We start from the raw sequence: 21,765 nt of genomic DNA, 5'->3' as shown, positions 1-21,765 counted from the left end.
CCATGCCATCGCTCCTGATCCGCAACGTTCGCCCGCTGGGTGCCGCGCCGGTCGACGTGCGGGTGCAGGACGGCCGCATCGCCGAGCTCGGCGCCGCGCTCGCCGCGCCGGCCGGTGCCGCCATCGAGGACGGCCGCGGCGCGCTGCTGCTGCCCGGCCTCGTCGAGGGCCACACCCACCTCGACAAGACGATGTGGGGCCTGGACTGGTACCGCAACGAGGTCGGCACGAACCTGATCGACAAGATCGAGAACGAGCGCGCCTTCCGCCATGCCAGCGGCCACGACGCGGCCGCGCAGTCGCTGGTGCTGGCCAAGGCCTTCCTCGCGCTCGGCACCACGCGGCTGCGCACGCATGTCGACGTCGACACGCAGGCCGGCCTGCGCCACCTCGAGGGCACGCTGCGCACGCGCGAGACCCTGCGCGATCTGCAGCAGATCCAGGTCGTCGCCTTCCCGCAGTCGGGCCTGCTCGCGCGGCCCGGCACGGCCGAGCTGCTCGACCGGTCGCTGGCCGCGGGCGCCGACGTGCTCGGCGGGCTCGACCCCTGCGCCATCGACGGCGATCCCGTGAAGTCGCTCGACGTGCTGTTCGACATCGCCCACCGGCACCAGCGCCCGATCGACATCCATCTGCACGAGCCCGGCGCCATGGGTGCCTTCTCGCTCGACCTGATCCTGCAGCGCACCGAGGCGCTGGGCATGCGGGGCCAGGTGGCGATCAGCCATGGCTTCTGCCTCGGCGACGTGAGCGAGCGCGAGCGCGATGCCCTGCTCGCGCGCATGGCGAAGCTCGGCGTGGTGCTGATCACCAGCGCGCCGCCCTCGCGCAACGTGCCGCCGCTGCTGGCCTGCCGCCAGGCCGGCGTGACCGTGCTCGGCGGCAACGACGGCATCCGCGACACCTGGTCGCCCTATGGCCGGCCCGACATGCTCGAGCGCGCGATGATCATCGGCCTGCGCTACAACCTGCGCCGCGACGACGAGATCGAGGTCGCGCTCGACACCGTGACGCACGCGGGCGCGCGTGGCTGCGGCTTCGAGGCTTACGGCCTTGGCGTCGGCGACCGCGCCGACCTGGTGCTGGTCGATGCGCAAACCGTGGCGCATGCCGTGGTGGAGCGCCCCGTGCGCCGGCTCGTTTTGGCCGGCGGCCGCATCGTGGCGCGCGACGGCGTGCTGCAGGACGACGTGGCCGCCTTGTGAGGGCAGAGGTCCGCCGCGATGCCGGCACCGCCTTCGCGGCCGTGATCGTGCTGGTGGCGCTGAACCTGCGCGCCTTCCTCACCTCGAGCAGCCCGCTGCTCGGTGCCATCCGCCTCGACACCGGCATCGGCTTCCACGTCGTGGCGCTGCTCACTGTGCTGCCGATGTTCGCGATGGGCGCCACCTCGCTGTGCGGCGCGGCCGTGGGGCAGCGCATCGGCGCGCGCGCGGGTGTCGCGCTGGGCCTCGCGGCCATCGCGCTCGCCTGCGCGAGCCGCTATGGGGCGAACGGCGCCGCGCCGCTGCTCGCCAGCGCGGCGCTCGCGGGCGCTGGTGTCGGGCTGGTGCAGGCGCTGATGCCGGGCGTGGTCAAGCAGGCCTATCCAGCGCGCATCGGCGTGATGACCGGGCTCTATTCGGCCGCGATCATGGGCGGCGGCGGCTTCGGCGCGATCGCCAGCCCCTGGGTCGCGCAGGCGCTCGGCGGCGTGCATCCCGACTGGCATGCGGGCCTTGCGATCTGGGCGCTGCCCGCGGTCTTCGCGCTGCTGTACTGGCTCAACATGCGGCGCATGGAATTCACGGCCGATGCGCCGCGCCGCGGCCTCTCGTGGCTGCGCTGCTTCGCGAGCCCGCGCGCCTGGCTGCTGGCGATCTGCTTCGGCCTCATCAACGGCGGCTACACCAGTCTCGTGGCCTGGCTGCCGCACTTCTATGCCCAGCAGGGCTGGAGCGCGCAGCAGGGCGGCTCGGTGCTCGCGTTGATGACGCTCGCGCAGGTGGTGGGCGCGCTCGCCATGCCCGCCATCGCGCGCAGCCGCGGGCGCGATCTGCGGCCCTGGCTCGCGCTCACGCTGGCCGCGCAACTCGCTGGCTTCTGCGCGCTCGCACTGCATGCGCCCGTGCCGGCGCCGGCCATCGCGCTCGTGCTGGGCTTCGGCCTCGGCGGCGCGTTCTCGCTGTGCATGGTGCTCGCGCTCGACCACCTGCCCGACCCCGCGCAGGCCGGTGCGCTCGCGGGCTTCATGCAGGGCCTGGGCTTCATGATCGCGGCGCTCGCGCCCTTCGTCACCGGCTGGGTGCGCGAGCACACGGGCGGCTTCGCGCTCGCCTGGGCCTACCTCGGCGCCGTGGTGCTCGTGCTGTTGCCGCTGCTGCTGCGCTTCGATCCGCGCCGCTATGGCGCCGCCACCGCGGAGCTGTTCGCGCCGCGCGCCATGCCATCCTCCTCCCTCGCGCCCGAGGGCGCAGCCACTCGAAAGGTCTGAACACCATGTACCAGGAACGCTTCATGCAACGCGCGCTCGCCCTGTCCGCGCAGGCGCTGCACGAACCCGGCACCGAGCCCTTCGGCGCCGTGGTCGTGAAGAACGGCGCCATCGTCGGCGAGGGCTTCAACCATTCGGTCGCGCACCACGACCCCACCTCGCACGGAGAGGTCGAGGCCATCCGCGACGCCTGCCGCAGGCTCGGCAGCGTCGACCTCTCGGGCTGCGAGCTCTACACCTCGTGCGAGCCCTGCGCCATGTGCGTGGCGGCGATGCACATCGCGGGCATCGCGCAGCTCTACTACGCGGCCTCGCTCGCGCAGTCGGGCGAGGCCTTCGACGGCGTGACCGTGGCCGCGCGCCATCCGATCGATGTGGAGGCGCTGCGCATCGAATCGGGCGCGACGCTCGGGCAGCGTAGCCTGCCGGCTGAGCAGAGGATGGATGGGGAGGCGGTGCGGATCCTGGCCGATTGGGCGGCCACGCGGAGATAGGTGGTTTTCCGAAGATGGGTGCAACCAATGCAATATGGCGGGAGGGTTGCGCCCTAATAACATTAACTTTATTGTGATGAATATTAATTAATTGAATCAAAAGAAAGTGAGTTATTTTATTTTGGATAAATAAATTGGCCTCGTTTGACTGTCGTGTCAGCCGTTTCTGCGCTTTGTAGGAGTCGCTTTGGAGTGCAATAACCCGTGACTCTTGTCGGCATCTAAACGCCCGGGCTAAACAATTGCTGAGAGCGGCGGATGTACTAGGCAGAACCGTAGATCGGCCTCACAGAGGGCCGGCACAGCCAGCAGGGAGGAACCTGCGACAAATACCGGATAAGCCGTCCATGAAGAAGGTGCGTCCGTGTATTGGCTGCCATTTCGGTGGTTCGCAGGATGCATTGGGGGGCTGTGAAATGGTTGCAATCGTCAGTGGCAATAGCCTGGGACTGAGTCTGACGTCGCTGGGAGTGCTGGGGCAGCGAGGGACGTCGGGGACGGCGGGGCAGGGACGCAACGGGGAACTGGCGTACGTGAACGTTGCCAACGGCAACTTGGTGCTACAGGACCTCGACGACAAGCTGGTGGGCCGCGGCGCGGACATCGGGGTGGTGCGCACGTACAACAGCCAGGGATTGCTGAACGACAGCACGCTCGACCCGAACGCCGACAACTGGCTGCTGGGTGCCTTCGGCCAGCGGATGGTGCTCACGGGCACGGTGGGGACGGCCGGCAGTACGCTGACGCGCACCGACCGCGATGGCGCGAGCGCCATTTACACCTGGAACGCCAGCCGCAGCCTGTATGTCAGTTCCGCGGGCTCCGGTGCCTTCGACACCATCGCCTACGACGCGGCGGCGGCGCGCTACATCTGGACCGACGGCGCGACCGGCCTGGTGGAGCGCTACGAGAGCACCGGGGCGGGCCGGCTGATGACGGTGGTCGATCTTGCCGGCAACACCATCACTTACAGCTACAACAGCACCAGCGGCCTGCTGCAGAGCATGGTGGATGCCAACGGCGAGACCACGTACTTCGACTACGACGCCAGCAACAACCTCACACAGATCCGCACGGTGGCCACCGGCGGCGCGACCACCACCCGGGTGCGTTACGCCTACGACAGCGCCCGGCGGCTGAGCACGGTCACCGTCGACCTCAGCCCCGAGGACAACGCCGTGACCGACGGCAAGACCTACGTCACCACCTACGGCTATGACGGCACCAGCAAGCGCGTCGCTTCGGTCACTCAGCGCGACGGCACCAGCCTGGCCTTCACCTACGTGCTGGCCGGCGGCAGCTACAAGGTCGCCACGGTCACCGACGCCCTCGGCCAGGTCACCCGCTTCGCTTACGACACCGTCGCGGGCACCACCACCGTCACCGACCCGCTGGGCGCGCAGAGCACCTACCTGTATGCAGGGAGCGGCGACGCCCAGGGCCAGCTGCTGCAGATGCGCCGAGGCGTCACCGCAGCCAACCCCTCGGGCCTGTCGCAGATCAGCTACCGCTACGACGCCGCAGGCAACGTCACGGGCATGACCGACGGGGAAGGCCGCGAGGTCGCCTACGAGTACGACGCCAACGGCAACCTGCTGAAGGAGACCGACTCCGCGGGCAATCTCCATACCCGCAGCTACAACGCCGCGAACCAGCTGCTGACCGAGATCTTCTACGCCGACGCGGCCGTCAGCCGCGGCGCCTTCAGCCAGCCGGCCTCGTTGCCGGAGATCACCCGCTACGTGTATGCACAGAGCAACCCCCGGCTGCTGCGCTTCGTGCTGAGCCCGCAGGGCGACGTGACCGAGCACCGCTACGACAGCTACGGCCAGGCGGTGGCGACCATCCGCTACACGGGCGGCGGCTACAACGTCGCCGCGCTGGCGGCCGGCGCCGTGCCCACGGAAGCGCAGATGATCACCTGGGTTGGCAGCAGCACCCAAGACCTGCGGCGCACCGAGCGCATCGACCGGGTCTACGACGCGCGTGGCGCGCTGAGTTCCTCCACGACCTACGGCGAAGTCGATACAACGGGGGCTGGCGTCGCGGCCTCGGCGGCCAAGACGCAGTATGTCTACGACCAGCACGGCTGGCTGCTCAAGACCATCGAGCCGACTGGCGGGGGTACCACGACCTATGTCTACGACGGGCTGGGCCGGGTGCTGTCGGTCAGCGCGCCCTCGCTGGATGGCGGGACCACGGCCAACACCACAGTCACGAGCTACGACGACGCGGGCGGCAAGACCACGGTGACCGTGGCGGGCGGGCTGGTGAGCATCTCGGCCTACGACAAGGCGGGTCGGCTGGTGAGCGTGACGCAGCAAAGTGCCGGCACCGGGGTGCTGGGTGCCACCAAGTACGCCTACGACAAGGACGGCAACCTGCTGATGACGCAGGACCCGACGGGCGTGCGCCAATGGATGCTGTACGACGCGGCGGGTCGCAAGATCGCGGACATCGACGCGACGGGTGCGTTGGTGGAGTACGTCTACAACGCCAATGGGCAGCTGCGCCAGACGGTGGCCTATGCGACGAAGCTCACGACGGCGAAGTTGGCATCGCTGGTGGATGGGGTGAATCAGCCGACCACGGCGTGGAGTGCGACGAACACGACGACGAGCCTGGCGGCGCTGAGGCCGGGACAGGTGGCGCAGCAGGATCAGAAGGTCTGGCGCTTCTACGACAACGCGGGGCGCCTGGCGTGGCAGGTGGATGCGCTGGGGTATGTGACGGAGACGACGTATGACGGGGCGTCGAGGATCGTGAGCGTGACGCAGTTGGCCAATCCGATTGATGTGGCGCCGCTGACCAAGGAGGCCAATGTCGACTTCGTGGTCGATCCGGTAACCATCGGGGGGATCACGCTGAGTCTGAACAACGCCGGGTCGACGCCGCTGGGGCAAGTCGTGGTGTTGACGGCCACCGTCGATGGTGCATCCGCTGGGGGCATGGTTAGTTTCTTTGATGGTGAGACGGTCATCGGCAGTGCCTTGGTGATCGATGGAAATGCGGTATTGATGACGGACAGGTTGTCGATCGGCACACACAGCCTGCGGGTGGCGTATTCGGGCGATGAGTGGAGGCTGGCGAGTGTGTCGAAGGCAGTCAATAAGACCATTGCGCCCGCAGCCACCAGCGCGAGGCTGGATTTCTGGCCTTCCACTCCGATCACCTATGGTCAGACGGTAACGATGTCGGTGACGCTGACCACCTTGGTGCTGCCAGGGCTGGCGCCGCCTGCGACGGGCGAGGTGCGCTTCTACAACGGCAATACGCTGATCGGAATGGCGACGGTCATCAACGGACTAGCGACGCTGACCACTAGCAGCCTGCCGGTTGGAGCATCAACTATTCGCGCCGAATATGCAGGTGATATGACGCACACAGGTGCCATTTCTTCGCAGACGATAACTGTGGGGTTGGCGCCGACAGTCACGAAGTTGGAGAGCGTGGTCCAGACCGAGCTGGCGGATCCTTCGAAGGGATACGACCCGTTTTTGCTTGTCGCAAGTGTCAAGTCAAGGAACATTGACTTTTCATTTCCCATTGGTTCGGTCACCTTCTACAGCGGCGGCACCGTGCTGGGAACGGCCACGTTGGTCAACGGTGTTGCGGCGCTGCAGATGACACCGGAGGCGACGCGGCGACTGACATTGGAGTTCCTCGGCGCAACGGGCTCCCCACCGCCTTTTAGGGCGATGTATAGCGGCGACGCGATCAATGCACCCAGCGGCACCCTCGATGCATCCGGGCAGACACTTGCATCGCCCACCACGATCAAACTCGTCAGCGATCTCACGGAAACACGGCAGGGGGGCGGGGCGGTAAATTTGACGGCATATATTGATGGGGTAAAACCTGGTGGATTGGTGACCTTCTTCGCGGGAACCATCCTATTGGGAACCAGCACCGTTCATAACTACAGCGCCAGCTTCGGCGCTCTACGCAGTTCGATGTTCCTTCCCGCCGGCACTTATGTGCTCAGTGCTGTCTATTCGGGTGATGCCAGCAACCAAGCCAGTGTGATCGCGCAAGGGCCGACGCTTCAGGTATCGGAATTTGCAACGTCCGTGGGACTCGGCGAGACGCTGAAGCGGGGGGATTCCATCTTTTCTCCGAGCAGGCGCTATCAACTGATCTTTCAATATGACGGCAACCTAGTGGTCTATGACCGCAAGGAAAGTCGGCAGGTTGTCTGGAATACACAGACAGCTTTCTCAAAAGAGGTGCGCCCGGGCTATACATCCGCGTCGGGCGCACCCTACAAAGTATCTTTTCAGTCAGACGGAAATCTTGTCGTCTACTCAGAAACGGCTATCACGAAGACCGGTTCTTGGCCTGACGTGCCAGTCTGGAATTCGGGCACTTCGGGAAAGGGCGCCTCCCAACTTCGTCTGCAAGACGACGGAAATCTGGTGATTTACAAGGCCGATGGAACGGCCTTGTGGTGGAGCGGTGTGGATACCGTGACTGGCATGGTCACACCAGGCTGGACGCCAGAGTGGTTGCCGAGTGAGCTGCCTCCGGCAGTGCGCCCTGACATAGTCATCGTGACGGCCACGAATGTCAGTACGAGCTCGATGCAAGTCAATGCGTCTGTCTCTGGTGCCCCGTCGGCCACGGGCACCTTTAGTTTTTTTTCGGGTCAGACCCTGATCGCCAGCCGACCGGCTGGCACAGGCAGTGTCTTCACCTTGCCGCTCCTGCCGCTGGGCACGCACTCGCTGACCGTGGTCTATTCGGGTGATGCGAATAATGCAGCAGCCTCCGGTGTATTGCAGCTCAACGTTCAGCCGGCCGCCACCAATCTCAGTTTGAGCACCTCAAGAATGAGCGCAGTTGTTGGTGCGCCGCTGACCTTCTCCGCAAAGGTTTCCCGGGCGGGCACTTGGGACCTCAACAGTCCACCTCTTGGCGGCACAGTGACCTTCTACCGGAATGGGATTGCCATCGGCACCGCTAGTGTGATCAACGACGTGGCGAGCTTGACGGTGAGCGATCTGTCACTCGGCACGAACGACATCACCGCCAGCTATTCGGGTACTACCAACTACAAGTCCGCCAATGCCAACCTCTTGTCGCAGCAAGTCTGGTCATCGACCGCCACAACCACACTCAGCGCCTCGCCATCCGCCAGTGCCTGGAATGCACCCATCACGCTGACGGCCTCGGTCGTGGGCAACGGTGGCATCGTCGACTTCTACGACGGCGCCGTGCTTCTTGGATCCGTCGCCGTGACCAACGGAAGTGCCAGCCTGGTGACAAGCAGCCTGAGCGTCGGTGCGCACACGATTCAGGCGATCTACTCGAAAGATGCCGCGCTCATTTCGAGTTCCGTGGTCTACGTCAATGTGGGTGTCACCACACTGACCAATCTCACAACGCCTTCGATCGCCAAGGATGGCGCCCTGTCTGTTCGCATCACCGGTAAGACCCCCACAGGCCTAGTGAGCTTCTACAGTGGCACGACCCTGCTGGGAACGGTTGTGGTCCTATCCGACGGCACAGCCACGTTACGCGGCGTTCCGATCCCCGCCGGCACGCACACCTTCAGCGCTGTGTACTCCGGCGACGCCCTCAACGCCGACGGCGCGATCACCTTCACCCAGACGGTCACGGGCACCTCCACGCCCACCGTGCTGGTGGGCCTCGACGCAGGGCAAGACCGCACCGCCACGCAGCTGTACAACCGCAACGGCCAGCTGCAGGGCACGCTGGACGCGGAGGGCTACCTCACCGAGTACAAGTACAACGCCGCGGGCGAGCAGGTGCAGACCATCCGCTACGCGAGCCGAGCGGCGAACTTCGCGAGCGTATCGGCGCGCATGATGGCCGTGGCGATCGCGCGCGCCAGCGGCGATCTCAAGGGCCTGCGCCCCGTAGACACCAGCCCCGACGACATTTGCACCTACAGCTTCTACAACGCCCGCGGCCAGCTCGTGGGCCAGGTCGACGGCGAGGGCTACTTCACCGAGACGACGTACGACCTGCGCGGCAACGTCACCCAGACCAAGCGCTACCTGAAGCCGGCGAAGAGCCCGGCGGCCGCAGGGGCGACGCTCGCGACCGTGCGCCCCGACACCGACCCGCTGGACCAGGTCGTCAGCCAGACCTGGAGCGCGGCGAATCAGCTGCTCAGCCGCACCAACGTCGAGGGCACCGTCACCAGCTTCAGCTACGACGCGGCCGGCCGCCTCGTTCAGACCTCCACCGCCGCGGGCACCACGGACGAGCGCATCAGCCGCCAGCGCTACGACGTGCAGGGCCGCCTGATCGGCGAGCTCGACGGGCGCGGCAGCGCGGCCGTGGCCCTGGCCGATCCGCTGAGCGCCTGGAGCGCCAACGGCACCACCCACGCCTACGACGCGGCCGGCCGGCGCACCAGCACCACCGACGCCAACGGCCACCGCACCCTGTTCTTCTACGACGCCCTGGGTCGGCTGACCTACAGCGTCAACGCGCTGGGCGAGGTCACCGAGAACCGCTACGACGCGCTGGGCCAGGTGAGCGATCTCATCGTCTACGGCACCCCCGTGAACCTGAGCACCCTTGGGGCCACCACCCCGGGCGGGCTGAACACCAGCACCCTCAAGACCCTGATCGACGCGGTGGACGACACCGCCAAGGACCGGCACACCGTCAACCGCTACAACGCCACTGGCACCTTGGCCAGCAGCAGCGACGCCGTCACGGCCACGACCAACAACCTCACCAGCTACTCGTACAACGCCTTCCGCGAGGTCACCGCGAGCAGCCAGACCCGGGCAAACGGCCAGGTCGTCAGCAACACCATCGGCTACGACCGCCGCGGCCTGAAGACCTCGAGCACGGCGGACGCCACGGGCGTCGCGGCAGGCCGCAGCATCGGCTACGACGCCTTCGGCCGCGCCACCACGCGCGTGGACGGCAACGGCAACGCCACGAGCATCGCCTACGACCGCCTCGGACGGGTGGTCACCACCACCGATGCCACCGGCGCCAAGCGCGTCACCACCTACGACGCCTTCGACCGGGTGCTCACCCAGCGCGACGCGCTGAACAACACCACGACCTACGCCTACAACCTGGCCAACCGCAGCGTCACCGTGACCACGCCCGAGGGCGTCGGCGTGACCACCGTGCACAACCGCCACGGCCAGACCCTGAGCGTGAAGGACGGTCGCGGCAACACCACCAGCTACGTCTACGACAAGAGCGGCAACCTGCTGCAGACCCAGGCACCGGAGAGCGTGGGCACCAGCGCCACCTACGACAAGATCGGCCTGAAGCTCACCACCACGGATGCACGGGGCACCGTCACCAGCTACGCCTACGACGCGGCCGACCGCCTGCTCACGCGCACCGTCGATGCCGCCGGGCTGGCGCTGGTGGCCACCTACAAGTACGACACCTCGGGGCAGAAGATCAGCGTCACCGACCCCGGCGGCACCGTCACCAGCTACAAGTACGACCTCGACGGCCAGCTGCTGCAGGAGACGGTGGACCCGTCCAACGGCGCCTACGTCGGGCTGAACCTGCAGACCACCTACACCTACGACGTGGATGGCACCACGCTCAGCGTGCTGGGGCCGGACGGGCGGCTCACGCGCTACACCTACGACGGCGCCGGGCGGCGCATCAAGGAGCAGGTCGACCCGCTGGGCCTGAACCTCACGCGCGGCTACGACTACGACGGCGAGGGCAACCTCGTCAGGGCCACCGACGGCAACGGCAACGCCACGCTGTACGTCTACGACAAGGCCAATCGCAAGGTCTTCACCATCGACGCGATGGGCGGTGTGCGCCAGACGAGCTACGACGACGAGGGTCGCGTGAGCGCCGAGACCAGCTACGCGGCGGCCATGTCGCTGGCGAACCTGCAGGGCGTGGCGCCGAGCCTGGACGCCATGCGGGCGTTGCTGCCGACCTTGGGTGCGGCGGCGATCCAGCGCCGGCGCTACGACCGCGACGGGCGGCTGCGTTTCACGGTGGACGGCGCCGGCGGGGTGGTCGAGTACAAGTACGACGCGGGCAACAACCTCGTGGAGACGCGGGGCTACGCCAAGCCCATCGACCTGACGGCCTGGGACCCGACCAAGGACCCGGTGGTGGTGGCCGACGACAGCCATGACCAGCGCACGCGCAACGTCTACGACAACCTGGGGCGCAAGACCTACACGGTGGACGGCACCGGTGCCGTGGTCAAGCAGGTCTACGATGCCAACGGCAACGTCATCGATCGCTTCGCGTACGGGGCCCGGATCCCGCTGACGACGGCTCTGACCCCGACGGCGATCGACAGCGCGGTGACCACCGCCATGGCCAGTGCCACCGCCGCGCGCACCGAGCGGGACATCTACGTCTACGACCGTGCCAACCGCCAGACCTCGCACACCGACGGGGTGGGCACCGTCACCGCGCAGAGCTTCGACAAGAACGGCAACGTCACCAACCGCTCGTACTGGAACGCGCAGCAGGCGGGCACCAATCTGCTCACGCAGAGCGAGCTGGCCAATGGCGTGGGCGACGTACCGGTCAAGGGCGGTGTCGTCACCGCGGCGTCGATGGCCGGCTTCAAGGGGGCGGTCAAGCTCGAGAGGGATCCGAATGGACCTTACTCGTATGCCTACAAGACCGTGGCAACAACGGCGGGATCGACCTATACCCTGTCGGTGATCGTGGAGATGGAGGATGGCCTGCCGCCGACGTTCGCCAGCGCGAACACCGCCAGCGGATCCAACTCGTTCACGCTGGTGCTGTTCTCGTTCTTCCAGGACCCGACCAAGCTCGTGACGCAAGACCTCGGTGGCGGACGCTATCGGGTGTCGGTCACTGGCGTGGCGCCTGCCTCACCCGGGGTCAACTTCGGGGTCATCAAGCAGACCGGCAACGACGCGCGTGCCTTCCGCGTGAGCGGCTACCAGCTCGAACAGGCCAGCGTCTCGGGCAACCTCACTTCGACCACCACCACGGCCATCACCGCCGCGGCCGATGCCAAGAGCCAGGTGACGCGCCTGGCCTACGACAGCGCCGGCCGCCTCGTCTACACCCTCGGTCCGCTGGGCCAGCTCGAGAAGAACAGCTACGACGCCGCCGGGCGCGTGACCCTGGTCACGCGCTACGCCAAGGCCATCAACACCACCAGCCTGGGCGCCGCGCCCACGCTCGCGCAGCTGGACGCCCTGGTGCAGGCGAACACCAACCTCTTCACGCAGAGCGAGTTCGTCAACGGGCTGGTCGATGCGCCCTCCAAGACCGGCGTGGTCTCGGTGGCGACGATGACCGGCCTGGGCGGCGCGCTGCGCATCGCCCCCGACCCGAGCGGCCCCTATTCCCTCGTCTACAAGACGCTCGCGACCACCCCGGGCACGACCTACACGCTGTCGATGATCGTCGAGATGGAGGACGGTCTGGCGCCGGCCTTCGGCAACCCGACGGTCAACACGGCCGGGAATTCGTTCGGGATGGTGATGTTCGGCGCCGGCGTCGCCACCAACAAGTACGTGGTGCAGAGCCTGGGCAACGGGCGCTACCGGATCTCGACCACGGCGGTCGCACCCGCGGCACCGGGACTGAACTTCGGGGTCGTCAAGTACACGGCCAACGATGCACGGCCCTTCCGCATCTCGGGCTTCCAGCTCGAGCAGGCCGCGGCAGCGGGCACCTACGTGGAGACCACCACCGCCTCGACCGCGGCCAAGGACCAGTTGCAGCACAGCGTCTACGACAAGGCCGGGCGCCTGGTCGCCAGCGTCGACGCGCTGGGCAACACCGTCAAGTACACGCTCGACGGCAATGGCAGCGTGAGCGAGAAGCGCGCCTTCTACAACCCCGTGAACATGGCCAGCTGGGTGCCGGGCACCGTGCCCGCGCCCACGGCCTCCGACACGCTCGACCAGCGCACGCGCAGCTTCTACGACCCCACCGGGCGCGAGTCGCTCACGGTCGACGCACTGGGCTACGCCGTGCAGCGCCAGTACGACGCGCAGGGCCGGCTCTCGGCCATCGTGCGCTACCCGGTGGCCATCCCGGCGGCCACCGCCGTGACCCAGCAGGCGCAGCTCGACGCGGCCATCAAGCTCGCGTCCACCTCCGGGCGCGCGCTGCAGATCACGGTCTACGGCTACGACGCGGCCGGGCAGCGCATCAGCGAGACCACGGCCTTCGGTCAGCCCGAGGCGGCCGTCACGCGCTACGTCTACGACGGCGTCGGGCGGCTCACGCGCACCATCGACCCGCGCGGCGGCGAGCTCTCGCTCAGCGACAGTGCCTGGGCGCTGCAGCAGCGCAAGCTGCTGAAGTACACCAATGCCGCGGGCGGCGCGCTCAAGGCGGTCGATCTGACGCCGGCTCAGCGCGATGCGCTCGCGGCGCTATACACCACCGTCAACGACTACGACGCGGCCGGCCACAAGATCAGCGTGACCGATGGGCTCAGCGGCATCACGCGCTCGGACTACGACGCCAACGGCAACGTCGTCAAGATCACCGACCCGCGCGGCAACGCGGCCTTCTACTACTTCGATGCGGCCGGGCGCGTCACGCTCAGCGTGGACCCCGAGGGCTACGCGACCGCGACCAGCTACGACATGTTCGGCCAGACGCTGAGCATCAAGCGCTACTTCGGCCGGGTCACGGGAACCTACAGCGCCACCCAGGCACCAGCCCTGCCGGGCACGAACGCCAGCGATGCGCTCACGCGCTTCGAGTACGACGCCGCGGGGCGCCTGTCGCGCACGATCGATGCGGAGTCGAACGCCGAGCGCTACACCTACAACGCGCTGGGCCAGCGCGAGACGCTCACCAACAAGCTCGGGGGCGTGACCACTTATGCCTACGACCGGCTCGGGCGCGTGGTCGGCGAGACGCTGCCGATCACGAGCAAGAACGCGAGTGGCCAGGCGGTGGCGGTGGTCAACCAGACCACCTACGACGCCTTCGGCAACAAGCTCACGACCACCGAGGCGGCGGGGCTGCCCGAGCAGCGCGTGACGACCTACGGCTACGACGGCCTGAACCGCCAGGTCTCGGTGCGCCTGGCCTCGGTGAGCATCTACACCGCCGCGAGCGGCTGGGCCACGGCCGCGCCCACGCGCACCAGCAGCTATGACGCGAGCGGCAACCTGATCGTGGCGGTGGATGCCAATGGCGGGCGCACGCGCAACTGGTTCGATGCCGGCAACCGCAAGGTGGCCGAGGTGAGCGCCACAGGGACGCTGAGCACCTGGGTGTACGACGCGGCGGGCAACGTGATGGAGCAGAACGTCTATGGCGATGTGCTGGCGCTGCCGGTGGGTGATGCGTTGCCCGTGCCGGTCAACGCCGCCAACGTGCGCACCACCACCTACCAGGTCGATGCCAACAACCGCGTGACCAGCAGCACCATCGCGCAGGTGGAGTTCGGTGAATACAACGCCGCCACCAATGCTTATCACATGAACCGGCGCGACTTGATTCGACGCAGCTTCCATGATTCCAACGGCAACGTGTTGCGCCAGGTTGACGGGAGAGGAGGGGCGATCACCAACTGGTACGACAAGCTGGGCCAGAAGGTGCTCGAGGTCGATGCGATGGGCTACGGCGTGCGCTGGGAGCGCGACGCCAACGGTGCGGTGTTCCGCGAGACCCGCTTCGCCAAGGGCATCGACCTGGGCAGCATGAGCGAGAGCACCCCCATGTCTACCGTTCTGGCGCTCTTCAAGTCCAACCCCGACGACCAAATCACCGACTACACCTACGACCGCAATGGCCGCATGCTCAGCGAATCGAGATTGGGTGTGGCCTATGGCAGCGTGAACGCAACTACCGGCGCGCTTGCAGAGAAAACGGCCGCCGCGACCAAGCGTTATGGCTATGACGCCATGGGTAACCGTACCTCGGTGACCGATGCGCTGAGCCAGCGCACCGATCTTGCTTACGACCGGCTGGGCCGGCTGCTGAGCGAGCGCAAGCCCGCCGCGCTGGTGGACAGCACCAGCACGGGCAATGCGGCGACTTCCTGGCGCCAGACCACCGAGTACGAGTACGACGGCCTGAACAACCTGCGCCGCGAGATCCGCCGCGGTGCCGACAATACTTCGGAAGGTGATGACCAAATCGTTGGCTATGGCTACGACGCCACCGGCGTGCGAACCTCGATGACAACGGGGAAAAGAGAAACCATCCGCTATGGGCGCGATGCCAATGGGAACACGACCGCGCAGATGGTGGACCGGCTAGACGCCGACAACGAGCTGTCCAACGACATCGTGAGCATCGCCTACGACGCGGCCAACCGCGAGACCACGCGCTTCACGGGCACGCGCGACGCGACCAATGCGCCCATCTACGACATCAGCAAGACGGTGACTCTCGGGTACAACGCATGGGGAGAGTTGGCCAGCCGTCGTACCGGCAGCGGGAACCTTCGAGGCGAAGCCCAGGAGTACTGGGACTACGACAAGGCGGGTCGCCTGTGGCGCACCAATTCCCAGAAAGGCGGGCAAGCCGGCGTCAACAAGGCCTGGATGTATGACTTGGCAGGAAATGCCACTCTCCAGTTGGAGTCGCAGCGTGCGAATCTGCGCGCGATGAGTTGGGAACAGATGGCTGATGACGGCACCCGACCCGCTCCGGACATCCTGATCACCATTACCGAGTACGACCAGAACAATCGAGCTGTCAGTGTGAAGCAGCCCGCAATGGACGCGTCACGTCCGCGGCTGCGCATGATGACCGATCCGGTGGACATGGAGTCTGGAAAGTACGGTGGATTGGATATCGATGTAGCGCCCGCGTTGGCCGAAGCCGACTCCACGGCAATCCTCGGGCCTGCGAGTTCGTCCGCGGTGGCTGCCGTCGGCCAGCTGGGTATCCCCCTGACAGGGGGAACCGCCAAGTCCGTCACTGACGCACAGATTTTCGGAGGCCGCAACTTTATCAATCCACGCACGGTTGGCTTCACCAATGTCGTTCTTGGCGAAGGCGGCGTCGACTGGACGCGCCAGATCGAAAACCTGTATGGTCAAGTGTCTTGGCGTGTGGAATTCGTCAATGCCCAGTTCAGCTACACCTATGATCTCGGCCGCATCACCAGTTGGCCCCAGACCTTGCGCTTGACGGATCCGCGCGATCCTCTTCGCCCTGGCAAGGACCTGTTCTTGCCATTGAACACGGTCAACGGTACGCAGCTGCGTCTGGTTGCCGTCTCGGACAGCCTGCGCGCGCCCATCGTGATGGCAACTCGTACGCTTTCGCAGTTTGGGGCCACGGTGACCACCAGCGTGTTCGGCGCCAGCGAGCAGCGACTCAGCGGTACCTTCTTGCGTCTTGCCACAAGTGTGAATTTGGGCGACAGCATCGCCTTGTACAGCCGGGCGCAGGGGGCGGGGCCGTTCGAGCGCACGCTGCCCGTGTTCAGGGGGGGCGAGGGTGGGTCCAGCTTGAATGGCGCCGCGCTCGAGGGGTGGTACCTCACTCGCCTGGACAACCTCGCACAGCCGAGCGAGTTGCTGCTGGTGATCACACATGCCGACGGATCCGTAGCACGACGCGACTCGATTCTCTGGAACCCGGCGACACGCACGCTCACCACCTCGGCAGCACCTGCCAAGCCGGTCTTTACGAGCGACAACGTTGGGCATTTCACAGGCCTCAGGATCAACGGCTCAGCCATCCGGGTCCTGCAAAGGCCCTTGGGCAAGCCGGACCAGAAGTACGAGAGCAGGACTTACTGGCCTGAAGGCGCTCCCGGAACTTTCAATGTAGCGTTCGATTCCGGGGCCAGCGATGTGATCATCGAGGTGCTCGATCTGGGGCGTGGTGGTGGCGAGGGGGTAGTAGTGGACCGCCTGAAGGGCATCATCGATCCCCGAACCTCGCGCTACGAGATGGGATCGCTCGGAGCCAAGCCTTCCAGCATTACCTTCCGCGACATTCCAACGGATGCACAGACGCTGGAGATCACCTATGAGCCGCTTTCTCCCGGCGGCAAGCCCAAGGCTACGATCTCCATACCGCGCAAGGAAGCCGGCGGGGTTACCGAATGGGTGTGGGACGCGAGCAGTCTTGTCCTCGACCCGCGCAATCTGTACAGCTACAAACTGAGCTTTGTGGCCCGCGATGGGGATGGCTTCATCGTGACCGACGCAACCGGCGAAGTCACAATCGGTGCGATCAGCAGGGAGGGTACGAAAGCGAAGTTGACGGGTAACGTCAAGCATCAGGTACTCGTCCTCGATCCGGGCGTACCCGAAGGTCGGACGCTCAATCTGCGTTACCGGGAAAAGGGGGCGCCTGCCACGGAGAAGTTCATCGAGGCTGCGGCCACGCGCAGCACGATCACTTCCAACGGGCAAAGCCGCATCGTCTTCAAGTGGGATGCCACGGACAAGAAGCTCGATCCAGCCAAGGAGTACGAGTTTCTCTACGAGGTGCGCAACGCCGCCGATGCCGTGATCGCCAGTGGGGAGGGTTACTTCCGTCCCGACAACGACCCGACCAACGACGGGTCGTACCTTGTCGCGCGTTGGGCTATACCGAATCTGCCCGATAACGAGATTGTCAATAACAACTGGGTGATCCAGCGCCGCCAGACCTACGATGCCTTTGATCAGGTCGTTACCGAAAAGGATGGCAAAGGCAACCTCACTGAACTGCGCTACAACACGCAGGGTTTGCTGACGGACAAGATCGGGCCGATGGTTGAGGTGACGCAGGCCGACGGCCAGAAGACGAGGATCAAGCCGACGGATCACTACAGCTACGACCTGAATGGTCAATTGGTCGGGAAGCGCGACGCCAACGGCTATCAGAGTACCGTGGAACTCGACGCCGCAGGTCAGGCCGTGGCCGAATGGCATCCGGGCTCGAGCACTGGCACTTCAGCCGGCAGACTTGTCGCCGTAAGAAAAACTTACGATCTCTTTGGAAATCTGGTAACGGTCTCCGATGAGCTCAAGCGGCTCACGAGAAACATCTACGACGCCAACGATCGCTTGATCAAAGTGGAACGCCCCGTCAACGTGGATGGTTCGCGCGCCTTCGATGCCTACGAATACGACATCCTGGGACAGCGTATAGCGCGCACGAATGCCCTCAAGGGCTTCAAGGAGCGTACCTATTACGACAGTCAGGGGCGGGTTAGCAAGTTCGTGTCCGCTGAGAACGCCATCATCAGCTATGGCTACGCGTTCGACAGCAGTGTCAGTTCGGCCGGTGGCGTAAATACCGGTGGCTGGATCAATACCACCACGAACGCCAATGGCATGGTGCAGACGCTCAAGAACGATGTCTTCGGGCGATTGATGTGGAAGCAGGACTATGGCGGCCATCAGTTCACCTATGGCTACAACTGGTCGGGCCTCATCGAAACGCAGATTGGCGTGGGAACGGGTGCGGGCAACTCTGGACAGGACATTCGTTACAGCTACTACGACAACGGCTATCTGCGCGAGGTCATCGATCGCACAACAAGGACGACGAGTAAGTACGAGTATGACAAAAATGGCAACAGAGTTCGCGAGTCCATCATTGTCAATACCCAGGGAGCGCTGCTCGCCTTCCAGCAGTCGGAGGTGGTCTACGACGAATACAACCGTGTCAAGACAATCAAGGATTCGCGTTACGTCATCGACTACGAATACGACGCCAACGGCAATCGACGCCGCATGCACAGTATCTATCTCGACATCGCTAGTTCGAGCAGCAGCCCGAACAAGAAGGGGGAAGAGGACTACTGGTACGCCTACGATGGAATGAACCGGTTCACCGTGACGATGGGGCAGATCGTCGGTGGTCAGATCGTGCGCGGCTCATCTGGCGACGGCGTCGCGATCGAATACGACGATGCCGGCCAACGCAAGACGGCAATCTACGCGCGTGATGGGCACCGAGAGGACTACGCTTATGACGGCGCAGGCAACCTCACAACGGTTCGCATCGACAGCGCGCTTGCAAGCAATCGCGTGAACGATCTCGCAGGGCGGGTCGTCCGCTACGAGGAGTTTGGCGCCAACGGAATGCTCAGCCTGAGAAAGGAGCGCACCTGGAATCTGGACAACCAACTGACCAAGGAGGTGGAGGGCCGGTTCAACGCGCTGCAGTTGCCGAAATCCGAAACCACGACAACCTACACATTGATGAAGGACGGTACGCTCGCGGCTACTGGCACAGTTGTCTCCGACTTCGAAAAGAGTACCGTTAGCGGTCAGGCGACGGCATACCAGTACGAATGGTGGGACAGTGCTAAGCAGAAATCAATCACGCTGGCGCCGCTGCCTGGTAACACGGCCCAACCCGGGGCGCAGTACTTGCTCGGCTTTTCGGAGTTCGTCTACGACGCCAATGGCAATCTGAAGACAGCAACCGATCGCAACCCGAACCAGCCACGCGCCTTCGAGTATTGGTCCGATGCTCAAGGGCAGGTGCTGATGCGCCAGGAGCTCATTGGCGCAGCCTACGATCCAAAGACCCGCACGTTGGATACCTCCGCGCGCAAGAGCCGCGAACACCGCTATTTCTACTTCGACGGCAAGCGTGTGGGTAATGTTGGAAACGATGGCATTGAGCGTGAGGACTATGCGCAACAGCTCGCGCGCAACGCGGCTCTGCCAGAGAATCCAGACAACAAATATCACAGATTCAAGCCCATCAGCGCGGCGGACTTCGACGAGAACTATCAGCCGATCAATGCCGACTTTCCGGGAGCGGCTCCGGGTAGCTATACGGTGCGCGAGGGTGACACGCTGGAGCGCGTTGCGCGGGCGCTATGGGGGGATGCGACGCTGTGGTATCTCTTGGCCGAGGCCAATGGTCTGGACGGTCAACCGTCGGCACCCCTGGTGAGCAACACGGTACTGGTGATACCAAACAAAGTCACCAACCTGCACAACACCAGCGAGACCTTCCGGCCTTACAACCCGGGGCGGGTCATGGGCGAAACGAGCCCAGCGCTACCGGATCCACTGCCACCGCCGCGAAGTGATCGAGAAAAATGCGGAGGCTTCGGGCAGATCATCGTCGCCGTGGTGGCAGTGGTCGCTTCGATCTACACGGCGGGGGCGGCGGCCAGTGCATTGGCTCCTGCCGGGTCGGCAGTAGCTGCCACGACCGGCTTCAGTGCCACGATGTCGCTGGGAGCTTCGGCAATGGTCGGTACCGCTGGGTTGGGTTTTGGAGTCGGTATCGCGGCGGCATCCATTGGCGGCGCGGTTGGATCCATCGCCAGCCAAGCGGTCGGCATCGGTATCGGTGTGCAGGATTCATTCGACTGGAAGGGCGTACTGCAGGGTGCCTTGGGTGCTGGTGTGAGTGCCGGACTGGGCGGTTGGATCCAAGGCGGAGGTTTGGGTAAAGCGCTTGCGGACTCGGGACGTTGGGGCACCGCTGGACGGTTGGCTGTGACCAACATTGCCACCCAAGGCTTGAGTATTGCAACCGGGTTACAGAAGGGATTTGATTGGAGAGGGGTAGCCGCCAGCGCGGCCTCGGGCTATGTCTCGGTATCGGTTGGCGAGTGGGCCCAGAACGCAAAGTGGAGCGTGAGCGGTCAGCGAATGGTCCGCGGCATGGCGGGTGGCCTAGTGAGCACTGCGGTTCGCGGGGGTAGTTTGAGTCGAGCCTTGCCGGGCATTGTTGGAGATGTGATTGGGTCGACGATAGGCAATGCACCGGATGAACACTTGGCGAGGGCTATGGAAAAAAGCGCGCAAAGCGCTGGGGGAGCCGAGGCGGCTGTCACGGCAGTGGAGATAGGGCCAGGTCTGAACGACAACGATTGGTCAAGTGGTGCTTCGATCTTCAACGAGCTGAACTGGAGCCGAGTACCAGTGGGCACGGGCTTCAGTTACGCTGGTTCGCCCGGCGGCATCGAAGTTTGGCAAGAGAACGCTGCGGCAGCTTTGTTCGCCGCTCAATCTAGTGACACTGTCGCACGCATCGGCCGGGAAAAAAATGATGAGTCAATGGCAGACGCGTCTATACGAAGTGCCCTATATCGACTGGGGGAGGATGATGCAAGCGTGTTGCCAGTATTCAAAATATATGGAGGAGGCAGTGTTCATGAATCAATTACCGAGGCTGCCGCAAGAATGGCAGGAGTAGAGTACGACTCGGTGCTACGCAAGGGAGTGCGATGGCCCGATGTTCCAAGCAGGAAACCGAACTCGATCAGCTATGGTGGCTTAATCCTTGACCTGGAGAAGCCCGGCACCTTGACGTACGAATCGCACTATGGTTCTCGTCAGTACTGGCACAGCATGGTCCCGTCTGATGGAAGCTATACAAATAAGCAAGTATTGGAAAAGATTGTCGACCAAGCGAAAAGCTGGTACCAAGCCTCAGTCTCCGAGGGGAATATATTTCATGTGGGAAAAGTGTTGCACATGGTGCAGGACTCATACTCACAATCGCATGTGGTTAGAAATAGTGTCGATGACGTAATCGTCTTTCAAAGTTACCAAGATCAGGATTCGCATCAGCACGGATCAGCAGACTCGATACCGAAGGGCGGCACATGGCGCGATACACCTGGCGTAGCGCCTGCGACCTTGGTTTCGGCAAACATCCTAACGATGTACAAGAACCGGGCAAGCGTCGAAGTACTCGAAAGTTATCTACGTGAGAACGTCTACCGCTTTGTCAGCGGCGCAGAGAATGCGCCTGCTGGTGGTACTGCGCCCGCCTACCAAAAACCGTTGCCGTTCATTTGGTATCGAAAGCCAATATGAGTTTACTATTGAGAATGTTGTTTGCTATAACCACTGGGTTGGTGGTCGGGGGGAGCAGAGCGGAAAAATCCGACGTATGCACAATGCAACGGCCTCCAATTGGAGCTCTGGT

4 protein-coding genes are annotated in these 21,765 nt (G+C 64.5%); all 4 read left to right on the top strand.

The features are described 5' to 3' along the window. Positions 1-2: 2 nt before the first annotated feature. The 4 genes from KV106_RS17660 (at position 3) to KV106_RS17645 (ending at position 21,653) form a co-directional block, all read left to right on the top strand. Positions 3-1,205, top strand: coding sequence for an amidohydrolase family protein (locus tag KV106_RS17660; RefSeq protein ID WP_261211383.1), 1,203 nt, complete (start codon positions 3-5; stop codon positions 1,203-1,205). Continuing rightward, positions 1,202-2,473, top strand: coding sequence for a cyanate transporter (locus KV106_RS17655; protein WP_261211382.1), 1,272 nt, complete (start codon positions 1,202-1,204; stop codon positions 2,471-2,473). Before KV106_RS17660 ends, KV106_RS17655 begins: the two co-directional genes overlap by 4 nt. Before the next feature lie 23 nt (positions 2,474-2,496). Next, positions 2,497-2,967: a nucleoside deaminase gene (locus KV106_RS17650; protein ID WP_261211381.1), complete on the top strand. Its 471-nt coding sequence runs from the start codon at positions 2,497-2,499 to the stop codon at positions 2,965-2,967. 347 nt (positions 2,968-3,314) lie between these two features. After that, complete coding sequence (locus KV106_RS17645) at positions 3,315-21,653, top strand: Ig-like domain repeat protein (protein ID WP_261211380.1); 18,339 nt, start codon at positions 3,315-3,317, stop codon at positions 21,651-21,653. Positions 21,654-21,765: the final 112 nt, after the last annotated feature.

Origin of the sequence: Variovorax endophyticus, from assembly GCF_025376855.1 — a bacterium.
In the GTDB taxonomy this organism is placed as follows: domain Bacteria; phylum Pseudomonadota; class Gammaproteobacteria; order Burkholderiales; family Burkholderiaceae_C; genus Variovorax.
Note: the sequence above shows the minus strand (reverse complement) of the source record. Positions and strands in the feature narration are given on the sequence as shown.